At 66.2% G+C, this 21,438-nt stretch carries 21 protein-coding genes; all 21 read left to right on the plus strand.

Going from position 1 to position 21,438, the window contains the following annotated elements:
• The first annotated feature begins 55 nt into the window (after positions 1-55).
• The 21 genes from PQU96_RS10340 (at position 56) to PQU96_RS10440 (ending at position 21,278) form a co-directional block, all read left to right on the plus strand.
• Positions 56-1,114: a Gfo/Idh/MocA family protein gene (locus PQU96_RS10340; protein ID WP_272772236.1), complete on the plus strand. Its 1,059-nt coding sequence runs from the start codon at positions 56-58 to the stop codon at positions 1,112-1,114.
• A gap of 1 nt (position 1,115) precedes the next feature.
• A complete protein-coding gene (locus PQU96_RS10345; RefSeq protein WP_272772237.1) occupies positions 1,116-1,685 on the plus strand; it encodes an acyltransferase in 570 nt (189 codons plus the stop codon).
• 19 nt (positions 1,686-1,704) lie between these two features.
• Positions 1,705-2,802: a DegT/DnrJ/EryC1/StrS family aminotransferase gene (locus PQU96_RS10350; protein ID WP_272772238.1), complete on the plus strand. Its 1,098-nt coding sequence runs from the start codon at positions 1,705-1,707 to the stop codon at positions 2,800-2,802.
• Positions 2,803-4,089, plus strand: a complete 1,287-nt coding sequence (locus PQU96_RS10355; RefSeq protein WP_272772239.1) for a lipopolysaccharide biosynthesis protein — start codon at positions 2,803-2,805, stop codon at positions 4,087-4,089.
• Positions 4,082-4,606, plus strand: coding sequence for an acyltransferase (locus tag PQU96_RS10360; RefSeq protein WP_272772240.1), 525 nt, complete (start codon positions 4,082-4,084; stop codon positions 4,604-4,606). The genes PQU96_RS10355 and PQU96_RS10360 overlap by 8 nt, the downstream gene beginning before the upstream one ends.
• On the plus strand, positions 4,600-5,808 hold the full coding sequence (locus tag PQU96_RS10365) for a DegT/DnrJ/EryC1/StrS family aminotransferase (protein WP_272772242.1): 1,209 nt from the start codon (positions 4,600-4,602) through the stop codon (positions 5,806-5,808). The genes PQU96_RS10360 and PQU96_RS10365 overlap by 7 nt, the downstream gene beginning before the upstream one ends.
• Positions 5,809-5,822: 14 nt before the next feature.
• The gene (locus PQU96_RS10370; protein ID WP_272772243.1) at positions 5,823-6,902 is read left to right on the plus strand and encodes a glycosyltransferase family 4 protein; all 1,080 of its coding nucleotides are present in this window, start codon (positions 5,823-5,825) and stop codon (positions 6,900-6,902) included.
• Positions 6,899-8,008, plus strand: coding sequence for a glycosyltransferase family 4 protein (locus PQU96_RS10375; protein WP_272772244.1), 1,110 nt, complete (start codon positions 6,899-6,901; stop codon positions 8,006-8,008). Before PQU96_RS10370 ends, PQU96_RS10375 begins: the two co-directional genes overlap by 4 nt.
• Positions 8,009-8,018: 10 nt before the next feature.
• Positions 8,019-8,456 carry a hypothetical protein gene (locus PQU96_RS10380; RefSeq protein WP_047967663.1) on the plus strand — a complete coding sequence of 146 codons (438 nt, stop codon included), beginning with the start codon at positions 8,019-8,021 and terminating at the stop codon, positions 8,454-8,456.
• A 25-nt stretch (positions 8,457-8,481) separates the two neighbouring features.
• Positions 8,482-9,168, plus strand: a complete 687-nt coding sequence (locus tag PQU96_RS10385) for a DUF1345 domain-containing protein (RefSeq protein WP_272772245.1) — start codon at positions 8,482-8,484, stop codon at positions 9,166-9,168.
• A 19-nt stretch (positions 9,169-9,187) separates the two neighbouring features.
• Positions 9,188-10,417, plus strand: a complete 1,230-nt coding sequence (locus PQU96_RS10390; RefSeq protein WP_272772246.1) for a glycosyltransferase family 4 protein — start codon at positions 9,188-9,190, stop codon at positions 10,415-10,417.
• 36 nt (positions 10,418-10,453) lie between these two features.
• Positions 10,454-11,497: an acyltransferase family protein gene (locus PQU96_RS10395; RefSeq protein WP_272772248.1), complete on the plus strand. Its 1,044-nt coding sequence runs from the start codon at positions 10,454-10,456 to the stop codon at positions 11,495-11,497.
• Positions 11,498-11,885: 388 nt separating this feature from the next.
• On the plus strand, positions 11,886-12,458 hold the full coding sequence (locus PQU96_RS10400) for a hypothetical protein (RefSeq protein WP_272772249.1): 573 nt from the start codon (positions 11,886-11,888) through the stop codon (positions 12,456-12,458).
• Between the two features lie 10 nt (positions 12,459-12,468).
• A complete protein-coding gene (locus PQU96_RS10405) occupies positions 12,469-13,632 on the plus strand; it encodes a DegT/DnrJ/EryC1/StrS family aminotransferase (protein ID WP_272772251.1) in 1,164 nt (387 codons plus the stop codon).
• Entirely contained in the window at positions 13,632-14,282 is a 651-nt protein-coding gene (locus PQU96_RS10410) for a sugar transferase (protein WP_272772252.1), read from the plus strand. The genes PQU96_RS10405 and PQU96_RS10410 overlap by 1 nt, the downstream gene beginning before the upstream one ends.
• A gap of 37 nt (positions 14,283-14,319) precedes the next feature.
• A complete protein-coding gene (locus PQU96_RS10415; protein WP_272772253.1) occupies positions 14,320-16,209 on the plus strand; it encodes a polysaccharide biosynthesis protein in 1,890 nt (629 codons plus the stop codon).
• 297 nt (positions 16,210-16,506) lie between these two features.
• Positions 16,507-17,820, plus strand: coding sequence for a dicarboxylate/amino acid:cation symporter (locus tag PQU96_RS10420; protein ID WP_272772255.1), 1,314 nt, complete (start codon positions 16,507-16,509; stop codon positions 17,818-17,820).
• Positions 17,821-17,880: 60 nt separating this feature from the next.
• On the plus strand, positions 17,881-18,126 hold the full coding sequence (locus PQU96_RS10425; protein WP_272772256.1) for a DUF2164 domain-containing protein: 246 nt from the start codon (positions 17,881-17,883) through the stop codon (positions 18,124-18,126).
• Between the two features lie 115 nt (positions 18,127-18,241).
• The gene (locus PQU96_RS10430; protein WP_272772257.1) at positions 18,242-19,153 is read left to right on the plus strand and encodes a LysR substrate-binding domain-containing protein; all 912 of its coding nucleotides are present in this window, start codon (positions 18,242-18,244) and stop codon (positions 19,151-19,153) included.
• 193 nt (positions 19,154-19,346) lie between these two features.
• Entirely contained in the window at positions 19,347-20,750 is a 1,404-nt protein-coding gene (aspA, locus tag PQU96_RS10435) for an aspartate ammonia-lyase (protein WP_272772258.1), read from the plus strand.
• A 177-nt stretch (positions 20,751-20,927) separates the two neighbouring features.
• Positions 20,928-21,278, plus strand: a complete 351-nt coding sequence (locus PQU96_RS10440) for a hypothetical protein (protein WP_272772260.1) — start codon at positions 20,928-20,930, stop codon at positions 21,276-21,278.
• The last annotated feature ends 160 nt before the right edge of the window (positions 21,279-21,438 follow it).

Raw genomic sequence — 21,438 nt, forward strand, 5'->3', positions numbered from 1 at the left:
CTGCGCGGCGGGCAAAGCCTGCGGCAGCGCGCCGCAGCGGGAAAAGGACTGATTAATGATTGCTTACGAAACCATCACCGACCGCAAGATCCGCTTCGCGCTGATCGGCTGCGGCCGCATTGCCAACAACCACTTCGGCGCGCTGGAGCAGCACGCCGACCGCGCCGAGCTGGTGGACGTGTGTGACACCGATCCGGCGGCACTGGCCGCCGCGGTGGCGCGTACCGGCGCCCGCGGCCATGCCAGCTTGCGCGAGCTGCTGGCCAGCAGCAACGCCGACGTCATCATTCTGACCACACCATCCGGCCTGCATCCGCAGCAGGCGATGGACTGTTTCGCCGCCGGCTTTCACGTGATGACCGAGAAACCGATGGCCACGCGCTGGCAGGACGGCGTGGCGATGGTGAAGGCCGCCGACCAGGCCGGCAAGCGCCTGTTCGTGGTCAAGCAGAACCGCCGCAACGCCACTTTGCAGTTGCTCAAGCGCGCGGTGAAGGAAAAGCGTTTCGGCCGCATCTACATGGTCAACGTCAACGTGTTCTGGACCCGGCCGCAGTCCTACTACGACCAGGCCGAGTGGCGTGGCACCTGGGAATACGACGGTGGCGCGTTCATGAACCAGGCCAGCCACTATGTCGACCTGCTGGACTGGATCATCGGCCCGGTGGAGAGCATGCAGGCCTACACCGCGACCATGGAACGCGACATCGAGGTGGAAGACAGCGGCGTGGTCAGCCTGAAGTGGCGCTCCGGCGCACTGGGCAGCATGAACGTGACCATGCTCACCTACCCGAAAAACCTGGAAGGCTCCATCACCATCCTCGGCGAGAAGGGCACCGTGCGCATCGGCGGCATGGCCGTCAACGAGATCCAGCACTGGGAATTCGCCGAGCCGCACGCGATGGACGACGACATCAAGGCCGCCAGCTACGCCACCACCAGCGTGTACGGCTTCGGCCACCCGCTGTACTACGACAACGTGATCAACGTGATGCAGGGCACCGCCGAGCCGGAAACCGACGGACGCGAAGGCCTGAAGTCGCTGGAGCTGCTGGTCGGCATCTACCTGTCGGCGCGCGACGGCCGTCGCGTCAGCCTGCCGCTGGAGTACTGACATGGCCGCCTATACCGTTCATTCCACCGCCATCGTCGACGACGGCGCGCAGATCGGCGCCGACACCCGCGTCTGGCACTGGGTGCACATCTGCAGCCAGGCGCGCATCGGTGCGCGCTGCTCCTTCGGCCAGAATGTGTTCGTCGGCAACGACGTGATCATCGGCGACAACGTCAAGGTGCAGAACAACGTGTCGATCTACGACGCGGTGACGCTGGAAGACGACGTGTTCTGCGGCCCGTCGATGGTGTTCACCAACGTCAACAACCCGCGCAGCCACGTCAGCCGCAAGAACGAATACCGCCGCACGGTGGTGAAACGCGGTGCCACTATCGGCGCCAACGCCACCGTGGTCTGCGGCCACACCGTCGGCGAGTACGCGTTCATCGGCGCCGGTGCGGTGGTGACCCGCGACGTGCTGCCGTACGCGCTGATGGTCGGCACCCCGGCCAAGCGCATCGGCTGGATGTGCCAGTGCGGCGAGCGGCTGGCGGACAGCATCGGCGAGCACGACTGCGACGCCTGCGGCCAACGTTACGACATCGGCGGCAACCACTGCACGCCGCTTTGACCCTGTTGAGAGTGACACCATGTCCATCCAGTTCATCGATCTGAAAGCGCAGTACCAGCACCTGAAAGCCGACATCGACGCCCGCATCCACGCGGTGCTGGATCACGGCCAGTACATCATGGGGCCGGAGGTGAAACAGCTGGAAGAGCAGCTCGCCGCCTACACCGGCGCCCGCCACGCCATCGGCGTCTGCGACGGCACCAAGGCGCTGCTGATTGCGCTGATGGCGCTGGGCGTGAAGGCCGGTGACGAGGTGATCACCACCCCGTTCACCTTCATCGCCACCGGCGAGATGATTGCCTTGCTCGGCGCCAAGCCGGTGTTCGTCGACATCGATCCGCTCAGCTACAACCTCGATCCGGCCAAGCTGGAAGCGGCCATCACGCCGCGCACCCGCGCCATCATGCCGGTGAGCCTGTACGGCCAGTGTGCGGACTTCGACGCCATCAACGCGATTGCGGAAAAACACGGCCTGCCGGTGATCGAGGACGGCGCGCAGAGCTTTGGCGCCAGCCAGCACGGCAAGCGCTCCGGCAACCTGTGCACCATCGGCACCACCAGTTTCTTCCCGTCCAAGCCGCTGGGTTGCTACGGTGACGGTGGTGCGGTGTTCACCAACGACGACGAACTGGCCAAGAAAATGCGCGAAATCCGCGTGCACGGCCAGGACCGCCGTTACCACCACCCGGTGATCGGTCTCAACGGCCGGCTGGATACTATCCAGGCCGCCGTGCTGCTGGCGAAATTGCCGAGCTTCCAGGACGAAGTGGTGGCCCGCGCCCGCATCGGCGCGCGTTACAGCGAATTGCTGAAGGATGTCGCGCGCGTGCCGGTGCTGGCCGCCGGCAACAGCCACGTTTACGCGCAGTACACCATCGAGGTGGATAACCGCGACGCGGTGCAAAAGGCACTGCAGGAGCTGGGTATCCCGACCGCGGTGCATTACCCGATTCCGCTGCACTTGCAGCCGGCGTTTGCCGATCTGGGCCAGGGCGAGGGCAGCTTCCCGCTGGCCGAGGCCGCCGGTCGCCGCGTGATGAGCCTGCCGATGCACCCGTTCCTCGATGACGCCACCCAGGACGCCATCGTCGCCGCGGTGAAGAAGGCACTGGGCTAATTGGACGCGCTGCGTCAAAGGTTGGCCGCAGGCGGCTTCATGCGCAACGTGGCGACGCTGGCCAGCGGCGCCGCGCTGGCGCAGGCGCTGCCGCTGCTGTTCGCGCCACTGTTGACGCGCTTGTACACGCCGGCCGATTTCGGCGTGCTGGCGGTGTTTGTCGCCTGGCTGTCCAACCTGGCGGTGATTGCGACCGCGCGTTACGACATGGCGGTGGTGCTGCCCAAGTCCGAGCCGGAAGCAGCGCGGCTGATGCTGCTGGCGCTGGCGATCAATACCGGCCTGCTGTTGCTGACGCTGCCGCTGTTCTGGCCATGGCACGACGCCATCGCCGGTCTGCTCGGCGCGCCGCAGCTGGCGCCGTGGCTGCCGCTGCTGCCGCTGGGCGTGTGGCTGGCCGGAGGCGTGGCGGCATGGACGGCGTGGAACAACCGCCAGCGCCGCTATGCGGCCAACGCGCAGGGGCGGGTGGTGCAGTCGCTGGGCGTGTCGCTGCTGCAGCTGGCGGCTGGCTGGTCCGGCCTTGCCGCCGGCGGGCTGATCCTGTCGCAGCTGGCCGGGCAGGCCGTCGCGCTGCTGACGCTGGCGCGTGCCGATGTTGCGGCGCGCCTGCCGTGGCTGCGCGGCCACGATCGCACTGCGCTGCTGGCCGAGGCGCGGCGTTACCGCGAATTCCCGCTGGTGAACACGCCGCACGCCTTCGTGGTGGCGTTCCAGGATTCCTTGATGCTGGCCATGCTGTCGGCACTGTCCGGCGCCGCCATCGTCGGCCAGTACGCGCTGGTGCTGCGCGTACTGAAACTGCCGGCGGCGCTGGTGGGGCAGGCGGTGGCGCAGGTGGTGTTCCGCGATCTGGCCGAGGCGGCCGCCTCCGGCCGTGCGCTGTCCGGCCTGCTCAAGCGCGCGGTGCTGGTGCTGGCGGCGCTGTCGGTGGTGCCGTTCGGCGTGCTGGCGCTGTGGGGCGGACCACTGTTCGCGCTGCTGTTCGGCGCGCCGTGGTTGGCCGCCGGCGAGATTGCGGCCAACCTGGCGCCGTACTTCGCCGCCGCCTTCATCGTCGGCCCGGCCTTCATGGTGCCGATGGTGATCGGCCGCCAGCGCGCGTCCTTCCTGTTCGTGTTGTGCGGCGTCATCGTCAATCTGGCGGTGTTTGCCGCGGTGTATGCCGCCGGACGCGACGCCATGCTGGCGTTTCGCGTGATGGCGGTGGTGATGACGCTCTATTTTGCGGCCTATCTGGCGTGGGTATTCCGCCTGCTGCGGCTGCGGGAAAGGTCCGATGTTTAAGCGTGTGCTGTTGTTGCTGTGGCGCCAGTGGCTGGTGTGGCGCGGAGCCCGCCTCGCCGCTTCGGCGCGGGTCAACCCCTCGGTCAGCGTGGCGCCGGCGGCCTTGCAGCTGGGCGAGCACGCGCGGCTGTACTGGGGCGGCGAGGTGCTGACCCACGGCGCCGGCCGCTTCGAACTCGGCGCGCACAGCCACATCGCGCCACATTTCTACTGCCTGATCGGCGGCAACCGGCTGCAGATCGGCGCGCGCGTCGCCATCGGCCCGCGCTGCATGCTGTTCTGCCACAGCAACGCGATCCCCGCCGACGTGACGGCGACGGCGTTCGTCGACTGCCACACCGACGCCGACATCCACATCGGCGACAACGTGTTCATCGGCGCCGGCGTCATCGTGCTGCCCGGCGCCCGTATCGGCGACAACGTGGTGGTCGCCGCCGGCAGCGTGGTCAAGGGCGAGCTGGCCCCGGGCTGGCTGTACGCCGGCCAGCCGGCGCGGAAGGTGAGGGCGCTATGCTGACCGCCAATTCGCTGAGCATCTGGCAGTACCTGTCCGCCTTCCCGGCCATGCTCGCCGGCCGCCGCCATCACCGCGCCGCGCTGCGCATCGAGCTGGCGCAGCTGTTCGAGGTCGAGGTTGGCCGCATCGTGCTGTTCGACAGCGGCCGTGCCGCCTTTGCCGCGCTGTTGCAGTTGCATGGCGTAGAACCGGGCGACGAGGTCATCGTGCCGGCGTTCACCTGCGTGGTGGTGCCCAACCAGGTACCGCCGACCGGCGCCACGCTGCGTTTCGTCGATGTCGGCAGCGACAGCCTCAACTTCGACTGGCTGGCGCTGGACGCCGCCATCACGCCGCGCACCCGCGTGGTGGTGGTGCCGCACAACTTCGGCATCGCCTGCGAGGTACCGACCTGGCTGCGCGAAAAACAGCGCCACGTGCGCTTTGTCGACGACGCCGCGCACGGCTTTGCGTCCAAGTGCGACGGGCAGTGGCTGGGCACCTACCACGACGGCACCTTTTTCAGCTTCGAGTACTCGAAAAACCTCACCGGCGGCATCGGCGGCATGGCGCTGCTGCCGGCCGGTAGCGAGCTGCCGCCCGCCGCGCTGCCGGAGCTGCCCTGCGGCGACGAGTGGCGACTGGCGGCCACGCTGAAGGCGCACCTGCTGTCGGCGCGCTGGCCGCTGCTGGGGCGCTTCGCCATGGCCGCGGTGCGGCGGCTGGGCATGGTTTACCGCTCCGGCGACGGCGAGGTCCGCGATGGCGAGCCGCATCCTGCACGCGCGATGCCGCTGCTGTCGGCGGTGCTGCTGCGTCGCCAGCTGCCGACGCTGGCGGCCGTCATCGCGCACAAGCAGCAGCTGGCCGAGCGCTACCGGCGTGCGCTGGCCAAGTTGCCCGGCGTGCAGCAGTGGCCGGCGCCGGTCGGTACCCACTGGGTGCGCTACCCGTTCGCGCTGCCGGGCGCGGTGGCCGACAAGGCGGCGCTGGCGCGCCGGCTGTCCGCCGCCAGCGGCCTGAACATCGGGGTGTGGTTCGACGACGTGATCCACCCCGCCGGCTCTTTCCGCCACGGCTACGTCGCCGGCAGCGCCCCGCACGGCGAGCGGCTGGCCGCCAGCGTGCTCAACCTGCCGATGAACATCGCGCTCAAGGCCGACGCGCAGCTGGAGCGCAAGCTGGCGCGGCTGACGCAGGCGCTGGCCGAGCTGCTGCGCTAGTACAAGGACACGCCATGAAACTGCTGCTGATCGGCTCCGCCTCGGTCCACACCTTCCGCTACCTCGCCGGCATCGCGCCGCACGTGGACGAAATCCACCTCGTCACCAGCGGCGAGCTGCCTGAGCGCTACCATGCGGCCAACCTTGGCCGCGTGCTGCAGGTGGATTTCAGCCTCAGGGCGCTGGCCACCGCCGGCAAGATCGCCGGCCTGATCGCCGCACTGCAACCGGATATCGTGCATGTGCACCAGGCCAACAGCGTGGCGTGGCACGCACGCCGCGCGCTGGCCGGGCGCAAGCTGCCGTGGCTGCTGACCTGCTGGGGTTCGGACGTGCTGCTGCTGCCGCGCCAGAACCGCTTCATGAAACAGCTGGTTGCGGCCAACCTTGCCGCCGCCAGCGCGGTGACCAGCGATTCGCTCAACATGGCGGCGGTGTGCCGCGAGCTGGCGCCGATCCGCCGCATGGACGTGCTCAATTTCGGCATGGACGCGCTGCCGCCGGCGCCGGACATCGCCGCCAAACCGCTGCAGGTATTGTCCTGCCGCCTGCACAAACCGCTATACCGTATCGACAGCATCGTGCGCGCCTGGGCCGAGGTGGAGGCCGACGCCCGCTTTGCCGGCTGGACGCTGACGGTGGCCGCCAGCGGTGAGGAGACAGAAAGCCTCAAAACGTTGGCCGCACACCTCGGCCTTGGCCGCGTGAAGTTCACCGGCTTCGTCGCGCCGGAGGTGCTGGCCGGGCTGTACCGTGACGCGCGCGTGTTCGTCAGCGTGCCGCAGAGCGACGCCACCAGCATCAGCTTGCTGGAGGCGATGGGTCACGGCTGCCTGCCGCTGCTGTCCAACCTGCCGGCCAACCTGGAATGGGTGCTGGACGGCGTCAACGGCGCCATCGTCGAGGACGTGGGCCGGCTGGGCGATGCCATGAAGGCCCAGCTGCTGCGCGCGGCCGACGACGCGCAACTGGCGGAGGCGGTGGCGCTCAATCGCCGGCTGGTGGCCGAAAAAGGCCTGCACCAACACAATATGCAACGTTTTGCCGACATCTACCGTGATTTGCTGGCGTTGCCGGAAGGAAACCGTCGATGAAAATCGCCCATCTCACCAGCGCCCACCCGCGCCACGACATCCGCATCTTCGTCAAGGAGTGCGCCTCGCTGGCCGCGGCCGGCCACGAGGTACATCTGATCGTCGCCGACGGGCTGGGTGACGAGATCAACCGCGACGTACGCCTGCACGACGTCGGCGCCAAAACCGGCGGCCGTCTGTCGCGCATGACCGGCACCGTCAAGCGGGTGTATGAAAAAGCGCTGCAGCTGATGCCGGATGTCGCACATTTCCACGACCCGGAGCTGATCCCTGCCGCGCTGCGCCTGCAGCAGGCCGGTATCCGCATCGTCTATGACGTGCACGAGGACGTGCCGCGCCAGGTGTTGGCCAAGCACTGGATTCCCGGCATGGCGCGGCCGTGGGTGTCGCGCGGGGTGGAGACGCTGGAGGACTACGCCGCGCGCCGCTTCGACGCCATCGTCGCCGCCACGCCGGTGATCCGCGAACGCTTTGCGCGCGCCGGCGCGCGCCGCAGCGTCGATGTCTGCAATTACCCGATCCTGGCCGAGCTGGTGCGCGACACGCCGTGGGCCAGCCGCCGCAACGAGGTGTGCTACCTCGGCGGTATCAGTCGTACCCGCGGCATCGAGCCGATCATCGCCGCGCTGCCGGATTCCGACACGCGGCTGAACCTCGCCGGCATCTGGAGCGAGCCGGACCTGAAGGCCGCCTTGCAGCGCGAGGCCGGCTGGTCGCGCGTCAACGATCTGGGCGTGCTCGATCGCGCCGGCGTGGCCGAGGTGCTGGCCGCCAGCAAGATCGGACTGGTGACGCTGCTGCCGACGCCGAGCTACGTCGAGTCGCTGCCGATCAAGCTGTTCGAATACATGGCCGCCGGCATGCCGGTGATCGCCAGCGATTTCCCGCTGTGGCGCGGCATCGTCGAGGACGCCGGCTGCGGCCTGCTGGTCGATCCGCAGGACCCGCGCGCCATCGCCGACGCCATCGCCACGCTGCTGGCCGACGACGCGCGCGCGCAGGCCATGGGCGAGGCCGGCAAGCGTGCGGTGCTGGCCAAATACAGCTGGGCCGCCGAGGCCGACAAACTGCTGGCGCTGTACCGCCAGCTGCAGGTGACGACATGAAGGAGACGACATGAACTGGCAAACCGCCCCGCAAACCCTGCTGCTGGTGTCGCTGCCGCTGGGCCTGCTGTTTACCCTGCTGCACTGGGGGCTGTACGACATGCCGCTGACGCTGGGCAATGTCGCCACCCACCTGGTGGTGGCGATGGTGTACGCGATCTGGCAGCTGCGCAGCAACGCCTGGTTCGCGAAGCTGCGCGACAACGACTACGCGCGCTGGCGCCGCGTCGCCGCCGGCGGCCAGCTGCGCTTTTTGTTCGCCTATGGCCTCGCCAGCAAGGGCATGGCGCTGGCCTGCCTGATGGTGGGCATGAACTGGGCCTACAGCGGTGCGATCCCGACCTCGGAGCGGCTGATGAGCGACGGCATGATCTGGTCGATCCTGGGGGTGTGGTTTGCCCGTAACGACTGGAAGCGCATGCAGCGCGGCGCCGGGCTGGAACCGTGAACCGTCTGCCTGCACGGAGCCGGCGATGATGCGCCCCCGCAGCGGCTTGCCGCTGCGCCTCGTGCGCGCCCATCCGCGCCTGCTGATCGCCATCCTGTTCGGCGTGCTGCTGGCGTGGCTGGCGCCGCGCTTCAGCCCGCTGCCGCCGCTGAGCACCTTCCTGGTCGGCTGGAATGGCGGTGCCGGCCTCTATCTGCTGCTGGCGCTGCACATGATGCGGCAGAGCGACGGCGACAAGATCCGTCGCCATGCGCTGGTGCAGGACGAGGGCCGGCGCGTGCTGCTGTTGCTGGTGGGGCTGTCGGCGCTGGTGTGCCTGCTGGCTATCGTGGTCGAGCTGTCGCTGGCGCGACAGGCGGTCGGGATGCAGCGCCTCGGCCATATCGCGCTGGGCGGGCTGACCATCGTCACCTCGTGGCTGTTCACGCAGACCATGTTCGCGCTGCACTATGCGCACAGCTATTTTCTGGCGCGTCATCGCCGCGAGCCGCCGGGGCTGGATTTCCCCGGCCAGGAAATCCCGGATTACGGCGACTTTTTCTACTTTTCCGTGGTGATCGGCACTTCGGCGCAGACTGCGGATGTCGCGCTCAGCTCGCGCGCGATGCGCCGCATCGGCACCCTGCATTGCCTGCTGTCGTTTGCCTTCAATACCACGGTGCTGGCGCTGATGATCAACATCGCCGCCGGACTGATCTCGCTGACCCCTTAACCGAACCCGACCCGATAACGTGCGCATTCTCTACATCAATCACTACGCCGGCAGCCCGCGGCACGGCATGGAATTCCGCCCCTACTACCTGGCCCGCGAATGGGTGAAGGCCGGCCACGAGGTGCACATGCTGGCCGCGGACTACTCGCACCTGCGCCAGCACAATCCGACGCTTGCGGCCAACTACGCCGACGAGGACATCGACGGCATCCGCTACACCTGGTGCAAGACGCCGAAGTACGAGGGCAACGGCCTGAAGCGGGTGATCAACATCTTCCGCTTCCTGGCCCGGGTGATGGGCCTGTCCGGGCGCTATTTCAAACAGTGGCGACCGGACGTGGTGATTGCTTCCTCCACCTACCCGCTGGACACCGTGCCGGCGGCCTTCATCGCCGGCAAGACCGGGGCGAAGCTGGTGTACGAGGTGCACGACCTGTGGCCGCTGACGCCGGTGGAAGTGGGCGGCATGAGCCCGAAGCATCCGTTCATCCGCCTGCTGCAGTGGGCGGAAGACTTCGGCTACCGCAAGGCGGACACCGTGGTGTCGATGCTGCCGTGCGCGAAGGACTACATGCTTGAGCACGGCATGGCGCCGGAAAAATACGTGGTGATTCCCAACGGCGTCGATGTCGCCGAGTGGCAGGGTGCCAGCGAACCGCTGCCGGCCGAGCATCGCATGCGGCTGGCCGAGCTGAAGGCCGACAAGCGTTTCATCGTCGGCTACGCCGGCGGCCACGGCCTCGCCAACGCGCTGGACTTCCTACTGCAGGCGGCCAGCCAGCTGCCGCCGGAGAGCGGCGTGCACATCGTGCTGGTCGGCGACGGCCCGGACAAGGCGGCGCTGGTGGCGCAGGCACAGGCGCTGGGGCTGCAGAATGTCACGTTCCTGCCATCGATTGCCAAGCGCGCGGTGCCGGCCTTCCTCGCCGAGTGCGATGCGCTGTACATCGGCTGGCGACGCTTGCCGATCTACCGCTTCGGCATCAACCCCAACAAGCTGTTCGACTACCTGATGGCGGCCAAGCCGGTGCTGCACTCGGTGGAAGCCGGCAACGACATGGTGCTGGATGCCGGCGCCGGTATCAGTGTCGGTGCGGAAGACCCGGCAGCGATTGCCGACGGCCTGCAACGGTTGGCGGCGCTGACGCCGAACCAGCGCGGCCGCATGGGCGCCGCCGGCAAGGCTTACGTGCTGGCCAAGCATGATTACGCGGTGCTGGCCAGACGCTTCCTGCAGGCCATGCGCTAACTGGCCTGCGGCCAACCTTTCGACAACGGGAACAGCATGAGCCAGCAACAGCAACACATCCGCTTCGACTTTGCCGACGGCCTGCGCGGCCTGGCCATGCTGGCCGTGGTGCTGTTCCATTACACGCAGATCTTCTGGCAGCGCCGCGACCGCATCGCCGAGGTGATGCATCTGCCACCGCTCAGCGGTTACCACGACGCCGCCTTCGTGCTGCCGTTCAACCTCGGCGCGGTGGGGGTGGGGCTGTTCCTGCTGATCTCCGGCCTGCTGATCCCGCTGTCGCTCACCCGCATGGGCGCGGCACGCTTCGCGGTATCGCGGCTGTTCCGCATCTATCCCACCTACTGGGCCGGGCTGGCGCTGAGCGTTGCCGCGCTGTGGCTGGCGTCCTGGCTGCCGGGCGGCGAATTCGACGTGACCCGCACCGACGTGCTGGGCCACGCCAGCATCGCGTTTCAGGACTGGCTGGGCGGGCGAAACATCGATCCGGTGATGTGGACGCTGAAAGTGGAGCTGTGGTTCTACGCGATGCTCGGCACGGCATTCGCGCTCACCGGCCGGCGCATCAAGTGGGCGATCTGGCTGCTGCTGCCGCTGATCGGCTGGCTGTGCCGCTATGCCGCGCCCAACCCTTTCCAGACCATCGTCTGCTACTTCCCGCTGATGTTTGCCGGTTGCTGGCTGTACTTCTACCAGACCGGGCAGGCCGGCAAATGGGAAACCGTGCTGCACTTCCTCGCCATGCTGGGCCTGTTCGTGTGGGTGACCAACTGGCACAGCGCCGAGCTGTACGCCAGCTACGGCATCGGCATCGCGCTGTTCATCGCCGGCGCGCTGTGGCCACGGCTGGTGGCCGCGCCGCTGCTGGTGCGCGTCGCCGGCGTCAGCTACGCCTGGTACGTCTGCCACTCGGTCGCCGGTTACGCCATCCTGTTCGCGCTGGCACAATACGGCACCCCGTGGTGGCTGATGGTGGCCATCGCGCTGGCAGCGACCTGGTATATGGCGGTGGCGATCAACCGCTTTGTCGAGTTGCCGACGCAGAAGATCGGCAAGCGGCTGGCGGACAAATTGAAGTGACGCGGCCAAGGTTTCAGGTTTTAAGGTAGGTCGGCTTAGCGCAGCGTAACCCGGCAAGGTTGGCCGCAGTGGGGGTTTTGTTTGATGTGCCGCTGCGCGGCGTTGTTTGAAGTGCCGCTTTCCGCGCGGCGGCGGCTCACTTTCTTTTGCTTCGCCAAAAGAAAGTAAGCAAAGAAAAGGCGACCCGACGCCGCGCGAAACCCCGGCCAAGCCCGCCCGCGCCAAGGCGCCGCCGAACTCGCTGCGCTCGGACATGCGGCGGCGTTTACCCTTGGCGAGAACGGTTTGTCCGGCGAGCGGCTGACGGGATGGGCGCGTCGCAGACGTTGCGGCCAACATTGAACATAAGTTGCATTGGATCAAGGATGGATAAAGCGTGGAGTTATGTTTGGCTATCCAGAGTATTCACTGGGAAACAACAAAAGAAATTATCGGGCTGGTTACTTCATTGATCGGTTCGCTTGCGGGGCTAGGTGCTGTAGTGGTTGCTTATATGGGATTGCAAACATGGAAAAAGCAATTGATAGGTACAAAACAGCATGAATTGGCAGGCAAATTAATTAGGAGTGTCTACGAATATCAAGAGCGGTTTAATGATGTTAGGTACCCTTCTTTGTTGGCTTCAGAGATGCCTGCTGATGCTAATACAGTGCCCATGCCTAAAGCCGATTATGGCAAAAGGTGGGAGGCGCTAGATTCGGCCAAGTTGAAAATGAAGGGGGCATCATTTGATGCTAAAGCTGGCTTACTGCTTAAAAGTAAAGAAGTAGATGAGTTGTTAAACGATTTTTCTGTTTTGCAGAGTGAATTACATACTGCATTAGATGAGTATTTCTCTGGTGTTCGTCCGCCAGAATTAGTCTTTGTTGTCTATAAGCCGACTGATTTTGAGAGGGACGAGATAGGTAAAAGACTGAATGTATTGGTGGAGAAAGCTGTAAGTCTCGCTAAATCATTTTAGAGTGAAAATCATGACTGAACAAAAATTCCTCCCCTTCGCCCTGCCGGACATCGGCGAAGACGAAATCAACGAAGTGGTCGATGCGCTGCGCTCCGGCTGGGTGACTACCGGCCCCAAGACCAAGCAATTCGAGGCGGATTTTGCGGCGTTCATCGGTGACGGCGTGGAAGCCATCGCCGTCAACTCCGCCACCGCCGGTCTGCACCTGGCGCTGGAAGCGGTGGGGGTGGGCGAGGGCGACGAGGTGATCGTGCCCAGCTACACCTTTACCGCCACCGCCGAGGTGGTGCGCTATCTGGGCGCGCATCCGGTGATCGTGGATGTCGATCCGGTGACCTTCAACATCCGTCCGGAAGCGATCCGCGCCGCCATTACGCCGAAGACCCGCGCCATCATGCCGGTGCACTTTGCCGGTCTCGCCTGCGACATGGACGCCATCATCGCCATCGCCCGCGAGCATAAGCTGAAGATCGTCGAAGACGCCGCCCACGCGATGCCCACCCGCTACAAGGGCAAGCTGATCGGCACGCTGGATTCCGATGTCACCGTGTTCAGCTTCTACGCCAACAAGACCATGACCACCGGCGAAGGCGGCATGGTGGTGTCCAAGAACAAGGACATCATTGCGCGCTGCAAGGTGATGCGCCTGCACGGCATCAGCCGTGATGCCTTCGACCGCTACACCTCCAAGACCCCGGCCTGGTACTACGAGGTGGTCGCGCCCGGTTACAAGTACAACATGCCGGACACCGCCGCGGCGATGGGCATCCACCAGCTGAAGAAGATCAACGCCTTCCTGCAGAAGCGCGAAACGTTGGCCGCACGCTTTGACCGCGAGCTGGCCGACCTGCCGCTGATCCTGCCGGCGCGGCCGGTGGATGCCGGCAGCACGCACGCCTGGCATTTGTACCCGGTGCGCCTCAAGCCGGAAGCCGGCATCAGCCGCGACGATTTCATCGTGCGCATGGCCGAGCTGGGTATCGGCTGCTCGGTGCACTTCATTCCGTTGCACCGCCAGCCGGTATGGCGCGACGGCTACGGCCTGAAGCGCGAGGACTTTCCGGTGGCCGATGCGGCGTTCGAAGCCGAGGTGACGCTGCCGCTGTATACCCGCATGAGCGACGACGACCAGAGCCGTGTCATTGCCGCCGTGCGCCAGCTGCTGGGCCAGTGATGAGCGAGCTGCCTGATAACCTGCGGCCAACCCTGGCCGCCACACACGGTTCGCCGCTGCTGAAGCGCCTGTTCGACCTGATCGCGGTGCTGGCCGGGCTGTGGCTGATCTGGCCGCTGCTGCTGCTGATCGCGCTGTGGGTGAAGCTGGATTCGCCGGGGCCGGTGTTCTTCCGCCAGGTGCGGGTAGGGCGCGGCGGCCAGCTGTTCCGCATCCACAAGTTCCGCACCATGCAGATCAATGCCGAAGCCGCCGGCCAGCTGACGGTGGGCGCCGACGCCCGCGTCACCCGCGCCGGTCGCCTGCTGCGCAAGACCAAGCTGGACGAGCTGCCGCAGCTGCTGGACGTGCTGTTCGGCGACATGAGCCTGGTCGGCCCGCGCCCGGAGGTGCCGAAGTATGTGGCGCTTTATCCGGCGCGGGTGAAGGAGGTCGTGCTGTCGGTACGCCCCGGCATTACCGACTGGGCGTCGATCCGCATGATCGACGAGAACGAGCTGCTCGGCAAAGCGGCGGATGCGGAAAAGATGTATATCGAATCGATCCTGCCGCAGAAGCTGGATTACTACCTGCAATACGCGCGCAGCTACACGCTGTGGGGCGATGTGCAGATCATCCTTGCCACCTTGCTGAAGATCGTGTCGCGCTAGGCTTTCGGCCCTGTCTGCGGCCAACCTTGGGAACAACATGCTGGAAAAACTGCTGTCCTTCTCGCGCCACCACAAGATGGCGCTGTTGATGCTGCTGGATGCGTTGCTGCTGCCGCTGGCGCTGTGGAGCGCGGTGCTGCTGCGCCTGGGTGGCAACTGGGACCCGAAGCTGGATCCGTACCTGTGGATTTTCGCGGTGCCGCCGCTGTGGGTGCTGCCGATCTTCATCAAGCTGGGGCTGTATCGCGCGGTGCTGAAATTCCTCGACGATCGCATCGTGTACACCGTGTTCGTCGGCGTGTCGCTGTCGGTGCTGCTGCTGATGGCGGTGATCCTGATGGCCGGCATCGCGCCGTTTCCGCGTACCGCCATCGTGATCTTCTGGGTGTTCGCGATGGCCTATATCGGCGGCAGCCGCTTTTTCCTGCGCGGCATCGTGCGTCGCATCGACGCGCTGGACGCGCCGCGGCGGCCGGTGATCATCTACGGCGCCGGCCGTGCCGGGCTGCAGCTGATGGCGGCGCTGCACGAGGGCCGCGAATACCGGCCGCTGGCCTTTGTCGATGACAACCCGCAGCTGTGGCGCCGCACCTTCCGCGGCCTGACGGTGCATGATCCGCTGACCCTGCCGCAGTTGCTGAAGGACACCGAGGCCGAGGCCATCCTGCTGGCGATGCCGTCGGCCAGCCGCGGCCGCCACCGCCAGATCCTGGAACAGCTGGAAACCCTGCACGTGCCGATCAAGCGCCTGCCGGGGATGGCCGATCTGGTGTCCGGCGAGGTGCGGGTGGAAGAACTGCGCGAGGTGGAGATCGACGACGTGCTCGGCCGCGACCAGGTGCCGCCGCAGCCGGAGCTGCTGGCCGCCAATATCCGCGGCAAGGTGGTGATGGTCACCGGCGCCGGTGGCTCCATCGGTTCCGAACTGTGCCGCCAGATCGTGAAGAACCGTCCGGCGCGCATCGTGCTGTTCGAGCTGAGTGAATACGCGCTGTACGCGATCGACCAGGAGCTGGCGCGGCTGGCGCCGGCGGTGGCGCGCACGCCGGTGCTGGGCAGCGTCACCGATGGCGCGCGGCTGGGCTCGGTGCTGCAGGCGTTCGCGGTGGAGACGGTGTACCACGCGGCGGCTTATAAACATGTGCCGATGGTGGAGCACAATCCGGTGGCCGGCATCGTCAACAACGCCTTCGGCACCGACAGCTGCGCGCAGGCGGCACAGGAGGCCGGCGTCGCCACCTTCGTGCTGATTTCCACTGATAAAGCCGTGCGGCCAACCAACGTGATGGGCGCCAGCAAGCGTCTGGCCGAGCTGACACTGCAGGCGCGCCACGCCGCCGGCAGCCGCACCCGTTTCGTGATGGTGCGCTTCGGCAACGTGCTGGGCAGCTCCGGCTCGGTGGTGCCGCTGTTCAAGCAGCAGATCGCCGCAGGCGGGCCGGTGACGCTGACCCATCCGGACATCACTCGCTACTTCATGACCATCCCCGAGGCGGCGCAGCTGGTGATCCAGGCCGGCGCGATGGGCGAGGGCGGCGACGTGTTCGTGCTGGACATGGGCGAGCCGGTGAAGATCATGGATCTGGCGCGGCGCATGATCCACCTGTCCGGGCTGGAGGTGCGCGACGACTACCATCCGCACGGCGACATCGAGATCCGCTGCACCGGCCTGCGTCCGGGCGAGAAGCTGTACGAGGAGCTGCTGATCGGTGACGGCGTGTTGGCCACCGACCATCCGCGCATCATGCGCGCGCAGGAATACCACCTGCCGCCGGCGGAGCTGGCCGGCCACCTGGCGGTCTTGCGCGACGCCTGCGCCGCACTGGACGCGCCGCGTGCCTTTGCCGAGCTGCAACAGGTGGTGCACGAATTCAAGGCGGCGGCGCATACCGCCGACTGGGTGGCGCAGGCCGCCAGCGGCGACTGAAGCGGCCACGCCCCACACCGCCCGTCATGCTGGCCATGACGGGCGGTTTTTCTATGGCCGCGCGGCGGGGGTAGGGTGTTCGGAAATCCGGATGCCGTTTGGGTGGCTGTTCGATTTGCCGAGTGTACGGCTTTTCATGACGTGTGTATGCCTTGTAAATCAAGGGTTTGCCCGTGATGCGGGCTGGCACGGTCTGTGCTGTAGGGGCTGCCAATAGTAAACGGCACGCCAGATGCCGTACGCCGGCCTGGCCGGAACCACGAAAGTGTTATTGACCCTCATATGCATGGAGTCCCCGTGAAACTCAATCGACTGACAACGATGATCCTGGCCGCAATGGTTCTGGGCATCATCACCGGTTATGCCTGGCGCGAGATGGCCGGCAGCCCGGAAGCCATCAAATCCTTTGCCGACAATCTGTCCGTTCTGACCGACATCTTCCTGCGTCTGATCAAGATGATCATTGCGCCGCTGGTGTTCTCCACCCTGGTGGTCGGCATTGCACGCATGGGCGACTCCGCTACCGTTGGCCGCATCGGCGCCAAGGCGATGGGCTGGTTCGTGACCGCATCGCTGGTATCGCTGATGCTGGGCCTGGTGATGGTCAACCTGCTGAAGCCGGGTGTCGGCCTCAGCCTGCCGCTGCCGGACATTACCGCCAGCTCCGGCATCGAGAAGGGCGCGCTGACGCTGAAGGACTTCATCAGCCACCTGATTCCGAAGAGCGTGTTCGACGCGATGGCCAAGAACGAGATCCTCGCCATCGTGGTGTTCTCGCTGTTCTTCGGCACCGGTGCCGCCGCCATCGGCGACAAGGCCAAGGGTCTGATCGACGCCATCGACGCCGTGGCACACATCATGCTGAAGGTCACCGGCTACGTGATGAACTTCGCACCGTTCGCGGTATTTGCCGCCATCGCCGGCATGGTGGCCAAGGAAGGCCTCGGCATCCTGTCCACCTACGGCAGCTTCATGGCGCAGTTCTACATGTCGCTGGGCCTGCTGTGGCTGGCGCTGCTGGCCATGGGCGCGATCTTCCTGAAAGGCCGTGTCATCGAGCTGCTGCGCGCGGTGCGCGAGCCGGCGCTGCTGGCGTTCTCCACTGCCAGCTCCGAGGCCGCCTATCCGAAAACCCTGGATCGCCTGAAGCGCTTCGGCTGCTCCGACCGCATTGCCAGCTTCGTGCTGCCGATGGGCTACTCGTTCAACCTCGACGGCTCGATGATGTACTGCACCTTCGCGACCATCTTCATCGCCCAGGCCTACGGTATCGACCTGACGCTGTCGCAGGAAATCACCATGCTGCTGATCCTGATGGTGACGTCCAAGGGCATGGCCGGTGTGCCGCGCGCCTCGCTGGTGGTGATTGCCGCCACCCTGGCGCAGTTCAACATTCCGGAAGCCGGCCTGCTGCTGCTGCTGGGCGTCGACCACTTCCTGGACATGGGCCGTTCCGCCACCAACGTGCTGGGTAACGCCATCGCCGCCAGCGTGGTCGCCAAGACCGAGAAGCAGCTGACCGCCGCCCTGCCGCAACTGGACGACGATGACGATATCGAGCCGCAGGGCCGTGACGTCGAGCTGCAACCGGCAATGGCCAAGCAAGGCTGATAGACTGCGCGTTTTGCGCTGCCGCCGTCCGGCGGCAGCGCGTCATTCCGGAGTCTTGCCATGAGTCGCGACGAACGTTTCCTCAGCCACGCCCAGCTTGCCGAGCTGGCCCCGGCACTGCAGCGCCAGCTGGATGACGAGTTCGGGGTCGAGCTGGGTGCGTTCGACGCGCAGTCGCTGCTGTTGTTCGTCGCCGCGCGCATCGGCCCGGCGATCTACAACCGCGCACTGGCCGACGCCCGCAGCGCGCTGGATGCACGGATGGAATCGCTGCAGTCGGCGCTGTGGGAGCTGGAGCGCGACTGAGCCGCGCTCGTTGATGTTTTGAAAAAGGTTGGCCGCATGATCACTCATGCGGCCAACCTTTTTTGCGTGCGGCCGGCAGAGCGTTTACGCTGCAAGCCATCGCAGGAGGTGTGCTATGGAAACCCGCTGGCTGGAAGACTTTCTGGTATTGGCCGAGACCGGCAGCTTTACCCGCTCCGCCGAATTGCGTCACCTGACGCAGCCGGCGTTCTCGCGCCGCATCAAGGCGCTGGAGCAGTGGCTGGGCGCCGACCTGATCGACCGCACCACCTGGCCGACGCGGCTGACGCCGGCCGGCGAGCTGCTGCTGGACAAGGCGCGGCAGCTGGTCGGCGAGCTGTCCAGCACCCGCACCCTGCTGCGCGGGCTGCACGCGGCGGACGGCACCACGCTGACGCTGGCGGTGCCGCACACGCTGTCGTTCGGCTTCGTGCCGCGCTGGCTGGCGGACGAGCGTGCGGCGCTGGGCGAGGTGTCGTGGCGACTCTTGGCGCACAACGTGCACGACGCGGTGGTGGCGCTGGTGGAGGGCAATGCCGACCTGCTGCTGTGTTACCACCATCCGCGCCATCCGGTGGAGCTGAGCGCCGGCCGCTTTCCCGGCCTGCGCTTGGGTAGCGAGACGCTGGGGCCGTTCGCGCGCGCCATGCCCGACGGCCAGCCGCAGTGGCAGCTGCCCGGCAGCAGCGCCGCGCCGCTGCCTTTCCTCGGCTACGGCCCGAATGCCTACTTCCGGCGCATGACCGACCTGATCCTGGAGCGGGCGCCAGCGGTGTGCGCGCTGCGGCAGTGCTTCGAGACCGACATGGCCGAGGGGCTGAAGGCGATGGTGCTGGAAGGGCACGGTGTCGCCTTCCTGCCGCACAGCGCAGTGCAGCGCGAGCTGGCGGTCGGCCAGTTGTGTGCCGCGGGCGGCGAGCAGTGGACGCTGCCGATGGAGATCCGCGTCTACCGCGACGCGCGGCGCGAACTGCCGGCGCTGGACGCGCTGTGGCAGCAGCTGGCGGCGCGCTATCCGGCGGTGTAGCGCGGTGCAATCCGCTATTGCGGCCAACCTTTGTGGCAAGGTTGGCCGCATTTTATTGTCTTTTGGGTGTGTGTTGCCGGCACGATGGATGATCATGCAAATCCTGCATCATCCCATCGCCATTCGGAATTGGTCGGGGCTGTCATGGCGGCGCTACAGTGGCGGCCATCCTTCCTCACACAAGAACCACACCATGTCGACCCGTCTTGACCACGATCTGCTTGGCGACCGCGAGGTCCCGGCCCACGTTTACTGGGGTGTGCATACCCTGCGCGCCATCGAGAACTTCCCGATTACCGGCCAGACCATCGCCAGCTACGGCGACCTGATCCGCGCACTGGCGGTGATCAAGCAGGCTGCCGCGCTGGCCAACCACCAGCTGGGTCTGCTGGACGGCAAGCACAAGGATGCCATCGTGCTGGCGTGCGAGGAAATCCGTGCCGGCAAGCTGCACGACCAGTTCGTGGTCGACGTGATCCAGGGCGGTGCCGGCACCTCCACCAACATGAACGCCAACGAAGTGATCGCCAACCGCGCGCTGGAGATCATGGGTCACGCCAAGGGCGAGTATCAGCACCTGCACCCGAACGAGCACGTGAACATGGGGCAGAGCACCAATGACGTGTACCCGACCGCACTGCGTCTGGCGACCTTCTGGGGCGTGCAGCGCCTGCTGGCGGCGATGGCGCGCCTGCGCGACAGCTTCGACGACAAGGCCGATGAATTTTCCGACGTGCTGAAGATGGGCCGCACCCAGCTGCAGGACGCGGTGCCGATGACCCTGGGCCAGGAATTCCGCACCTATGCAGTGATGCTAGGCGAGGACGAGCAGCGCCTGTACGAAGCCAGCGCGCTGATGCTGGAGATCAACCTCGGCGCCACCGCCATCGGCACCGGCATCACCGCGCATCCGGACTACACGCCGCTGGTGTGCGAGAAGTTGTCGGCGCTGACCGGCATCGCGCTGCAGACCGCGCCCAACCTGATCGAGGCCACCCAGGACTGCGGCGCCTTCGTGCAGCTGTCCGGCGTGCTCAAGCGCGTGGCGGTGAAGCTGTCCAAGAGCTGCAATGACCTGCGCCTGTTGTCCTCCGGCCCGCGTGCAGGCCTCGGCGAGATCAACCTGCCGGCGCGTCAGGCCGGCTCGTCCATCATGCCGGGCAAGGTCAATCCGGTGATTCCGGAGGTGGTGACCCAGGTCGCGTACGAGGTGATCGGCAACGACATGACCGTCACCATGGCGGCCGAGGCCGGCCAGCTGCAGCTGAACGCCTTCGAGCCGGTGATCGCCTACAGCCTGTTCCGCAGCGTCAGCCACCTGACCGCGGCCTGCGACACGCTGCGCGAAAACTGCGTGGTCGGCATCACCGCCAACCGCGACTACCTGCTGGAAACCGTGCACCGCTCCGTCGGTCTGGTGACGGCACTGAACCCGTATATCGGCTACGCCGCCGCCACCGAAGTGGCGACCGAGGCGCACGCCAACGGCGGCAGCGTCTACGACATCGTGCTGCGTCGCGGCCTGCTGACGCGCGAGCAGCTGGACAAGCTGCTGCAGCCGGAAGCGTTGACCAGCCCGCGCTGGGTCAGCCTGTAAGTTTGTAGGTCCCTGTTTAGGGCGTCCCGTGCGGTTTGCTGCACGGCGACGCCTTTTTTTTCGTGCCGATCCGCCGAGGGGACGGGCCGCCGGGTGTGGCCATGTGATCGAAGTGCCTTGGCAAGGCGGCGGAAGCGGTTTATACCGATTTTGTGCATTGCACAAAAAGGAGCTCCCATGATCCCGCCCCTGTTGCCCTTGCTGCTGGCGGTCAACGCCGTGTTGCCGGCCCTGTGCCGGCGCCAGTGTCACAGCAGCTTTGCCCTGTGGCATTCGCTGCTGTTTTTCGGCTGGCGCACCCTGCAGTCCGGTGCGCCGTGGCCGCAGCAGTACCAGCGCCTGCAACGCCGCGGCGAGGCGGACTGGCTGGCGTGGCAGCACGAACAGCTGGCACTGTGCCAGACGCTGGCGGCGGCCGGCGATTCGTTGCCGCTGTGCGGCCAACCTTGGTCACGTGCGCCGCGGCTGTACCGGCACCTGGCCGATGGCCTGCTGCTGTACGCGCGGCGCCGGCTGACCACGCCCTGAGAAGCGATTCACGATCTGCTGCGCCCTGATATCCAAGTGGCTGGTCCTGCGTCGGCATTGGCCAAAACATGCGTATCGATATCAGCATCAACGGCGATTTTTTGGCTCGCTCCACCTGATCTGACTTTGGCTTGCGAGATCGTGAGCCGGTTCTGACGCG

The organism is Vogesella margarita, from assembly GCF_028548475.1.
Lineage (GTDB): Bacteria > Pseudomonadota > Gammaproteobacteria > Burkholderiales > Chromobacteriaceae > Vogesella > Vogesella margarita.

Coding starts and splice junctions, on each gene's coding strand:
- PQU96_RS10340 (WP_272772236.1), top strand. CDS start 56: ATGATTGCTTACGAAACCATCACCGACCGCAAGATCCGCTTCGCGCTG.
- PQU96_RS10345 (WP_272772237.1), top strand. CDS start 1,116: ATGGCCGCCTATACCGTTCATTCCACCGCCATCGTCGACGACGGCGCG.
- PQU96_RS10350 (WP_272772238.1), top strand. CDS start 1,705: ATGTCCATCCAGTTCATCGATCTGAAAGCGCAGTACCAGCACCTGAAA.
- PQU96_RS10360 (WP_272772240.1), top strand. CDS start 4,082: ATGTTTAAGCGTGTGCTGTTGTTGCTGTGGCGCCAGTGGCTGGTGTGG.
- PQU96_RS10365 (WP_272772242.1), top strand. CDS start 4,600: ATGCTGACCGCCAATTCGCTGAGCATCTGGCAGTACCTGTCCGCCTTC.
- PQU96_RS10370 (WP_272772243.1), top strand. CDS start 5,823: ATGAAACTGCTGCTGATCGGCTCCGCCTCGGTCCACACCTTCCGCTAC.
- PQU96_RS10375 (WP_272772244.1), top strand. CDS start 6,899: ATGAAAATCGCCCATCTCACCAGCGCCCACCCGCGCCACGACATCCGC.
- PQU96_RS10380 (WP_047967663.1), top strand. CDS start 8,019: ATGAACTGGCAAACCGCCCCGCAAACCCTGCTGCTGGTGTCGCTGCCG.
- PQU96_RS10385 (WP_272772245.1), top strand. CDS start 8,482: ATGATGCGCCCCCGCAGCGGCTTGCCGCTGCGCCTCGTGCGCGCCCAT.
- PQU96_RS10395 (WP_272772248.1), top strand. CDS start 10,454: ATGAGCCAGCAACAGCAACACATCCGCTTCGACTTTGCCGACGGCCTG.
- PQU96_RS10405 (WP_272772251.1), top strand. CDS start 12,469: ATGACTGAACAAAAATTCCTCCCCTTCGCCCTGCCGGACATCGGCGAA.
- PQU96_RS10410 (WP_272772252.1), top strand. CDS start 13,632: ATGAGCGAGCTGCCTGATAACCTGCGGCCAACCCTGGCCGCCACACAC.
- PQU96_RS10415 (WP_272772253.1), top strand. CDS start 14,320: ATGCTGGAAAAACTGCTGTCCTTCTCGCGCCACCACAAGATGGCGCTG.
- PQU96_RS10425 (WP_272772256.1), top strand. CDS start 17,881: ATGAGTCGCGACGAACGTTTCCTCAGCCACGCCCAGCTTGCCGAGCTG.
- PQU96_RS10430 (WP_272772257.1), top strand. CDS start 18,242: ATGGAAACCCGCTGGCTGGAAGACTTTCTGGTATTGGCCGAGACCGGC.
- aspA (WP_272772258.1), top strand. CDS start 19,347: ATGTCGACCCGTCTTGACCACGATCTGCTTGGCGACCGCGAGGTCCCG.
- PQU96_RS10440 (WP_272772260.1), top strand. CDS start 20,928: ATGATCCCGCCCCTGTTGCCCTTGCTGCTGGCGGTCAACGCCGTGTTG.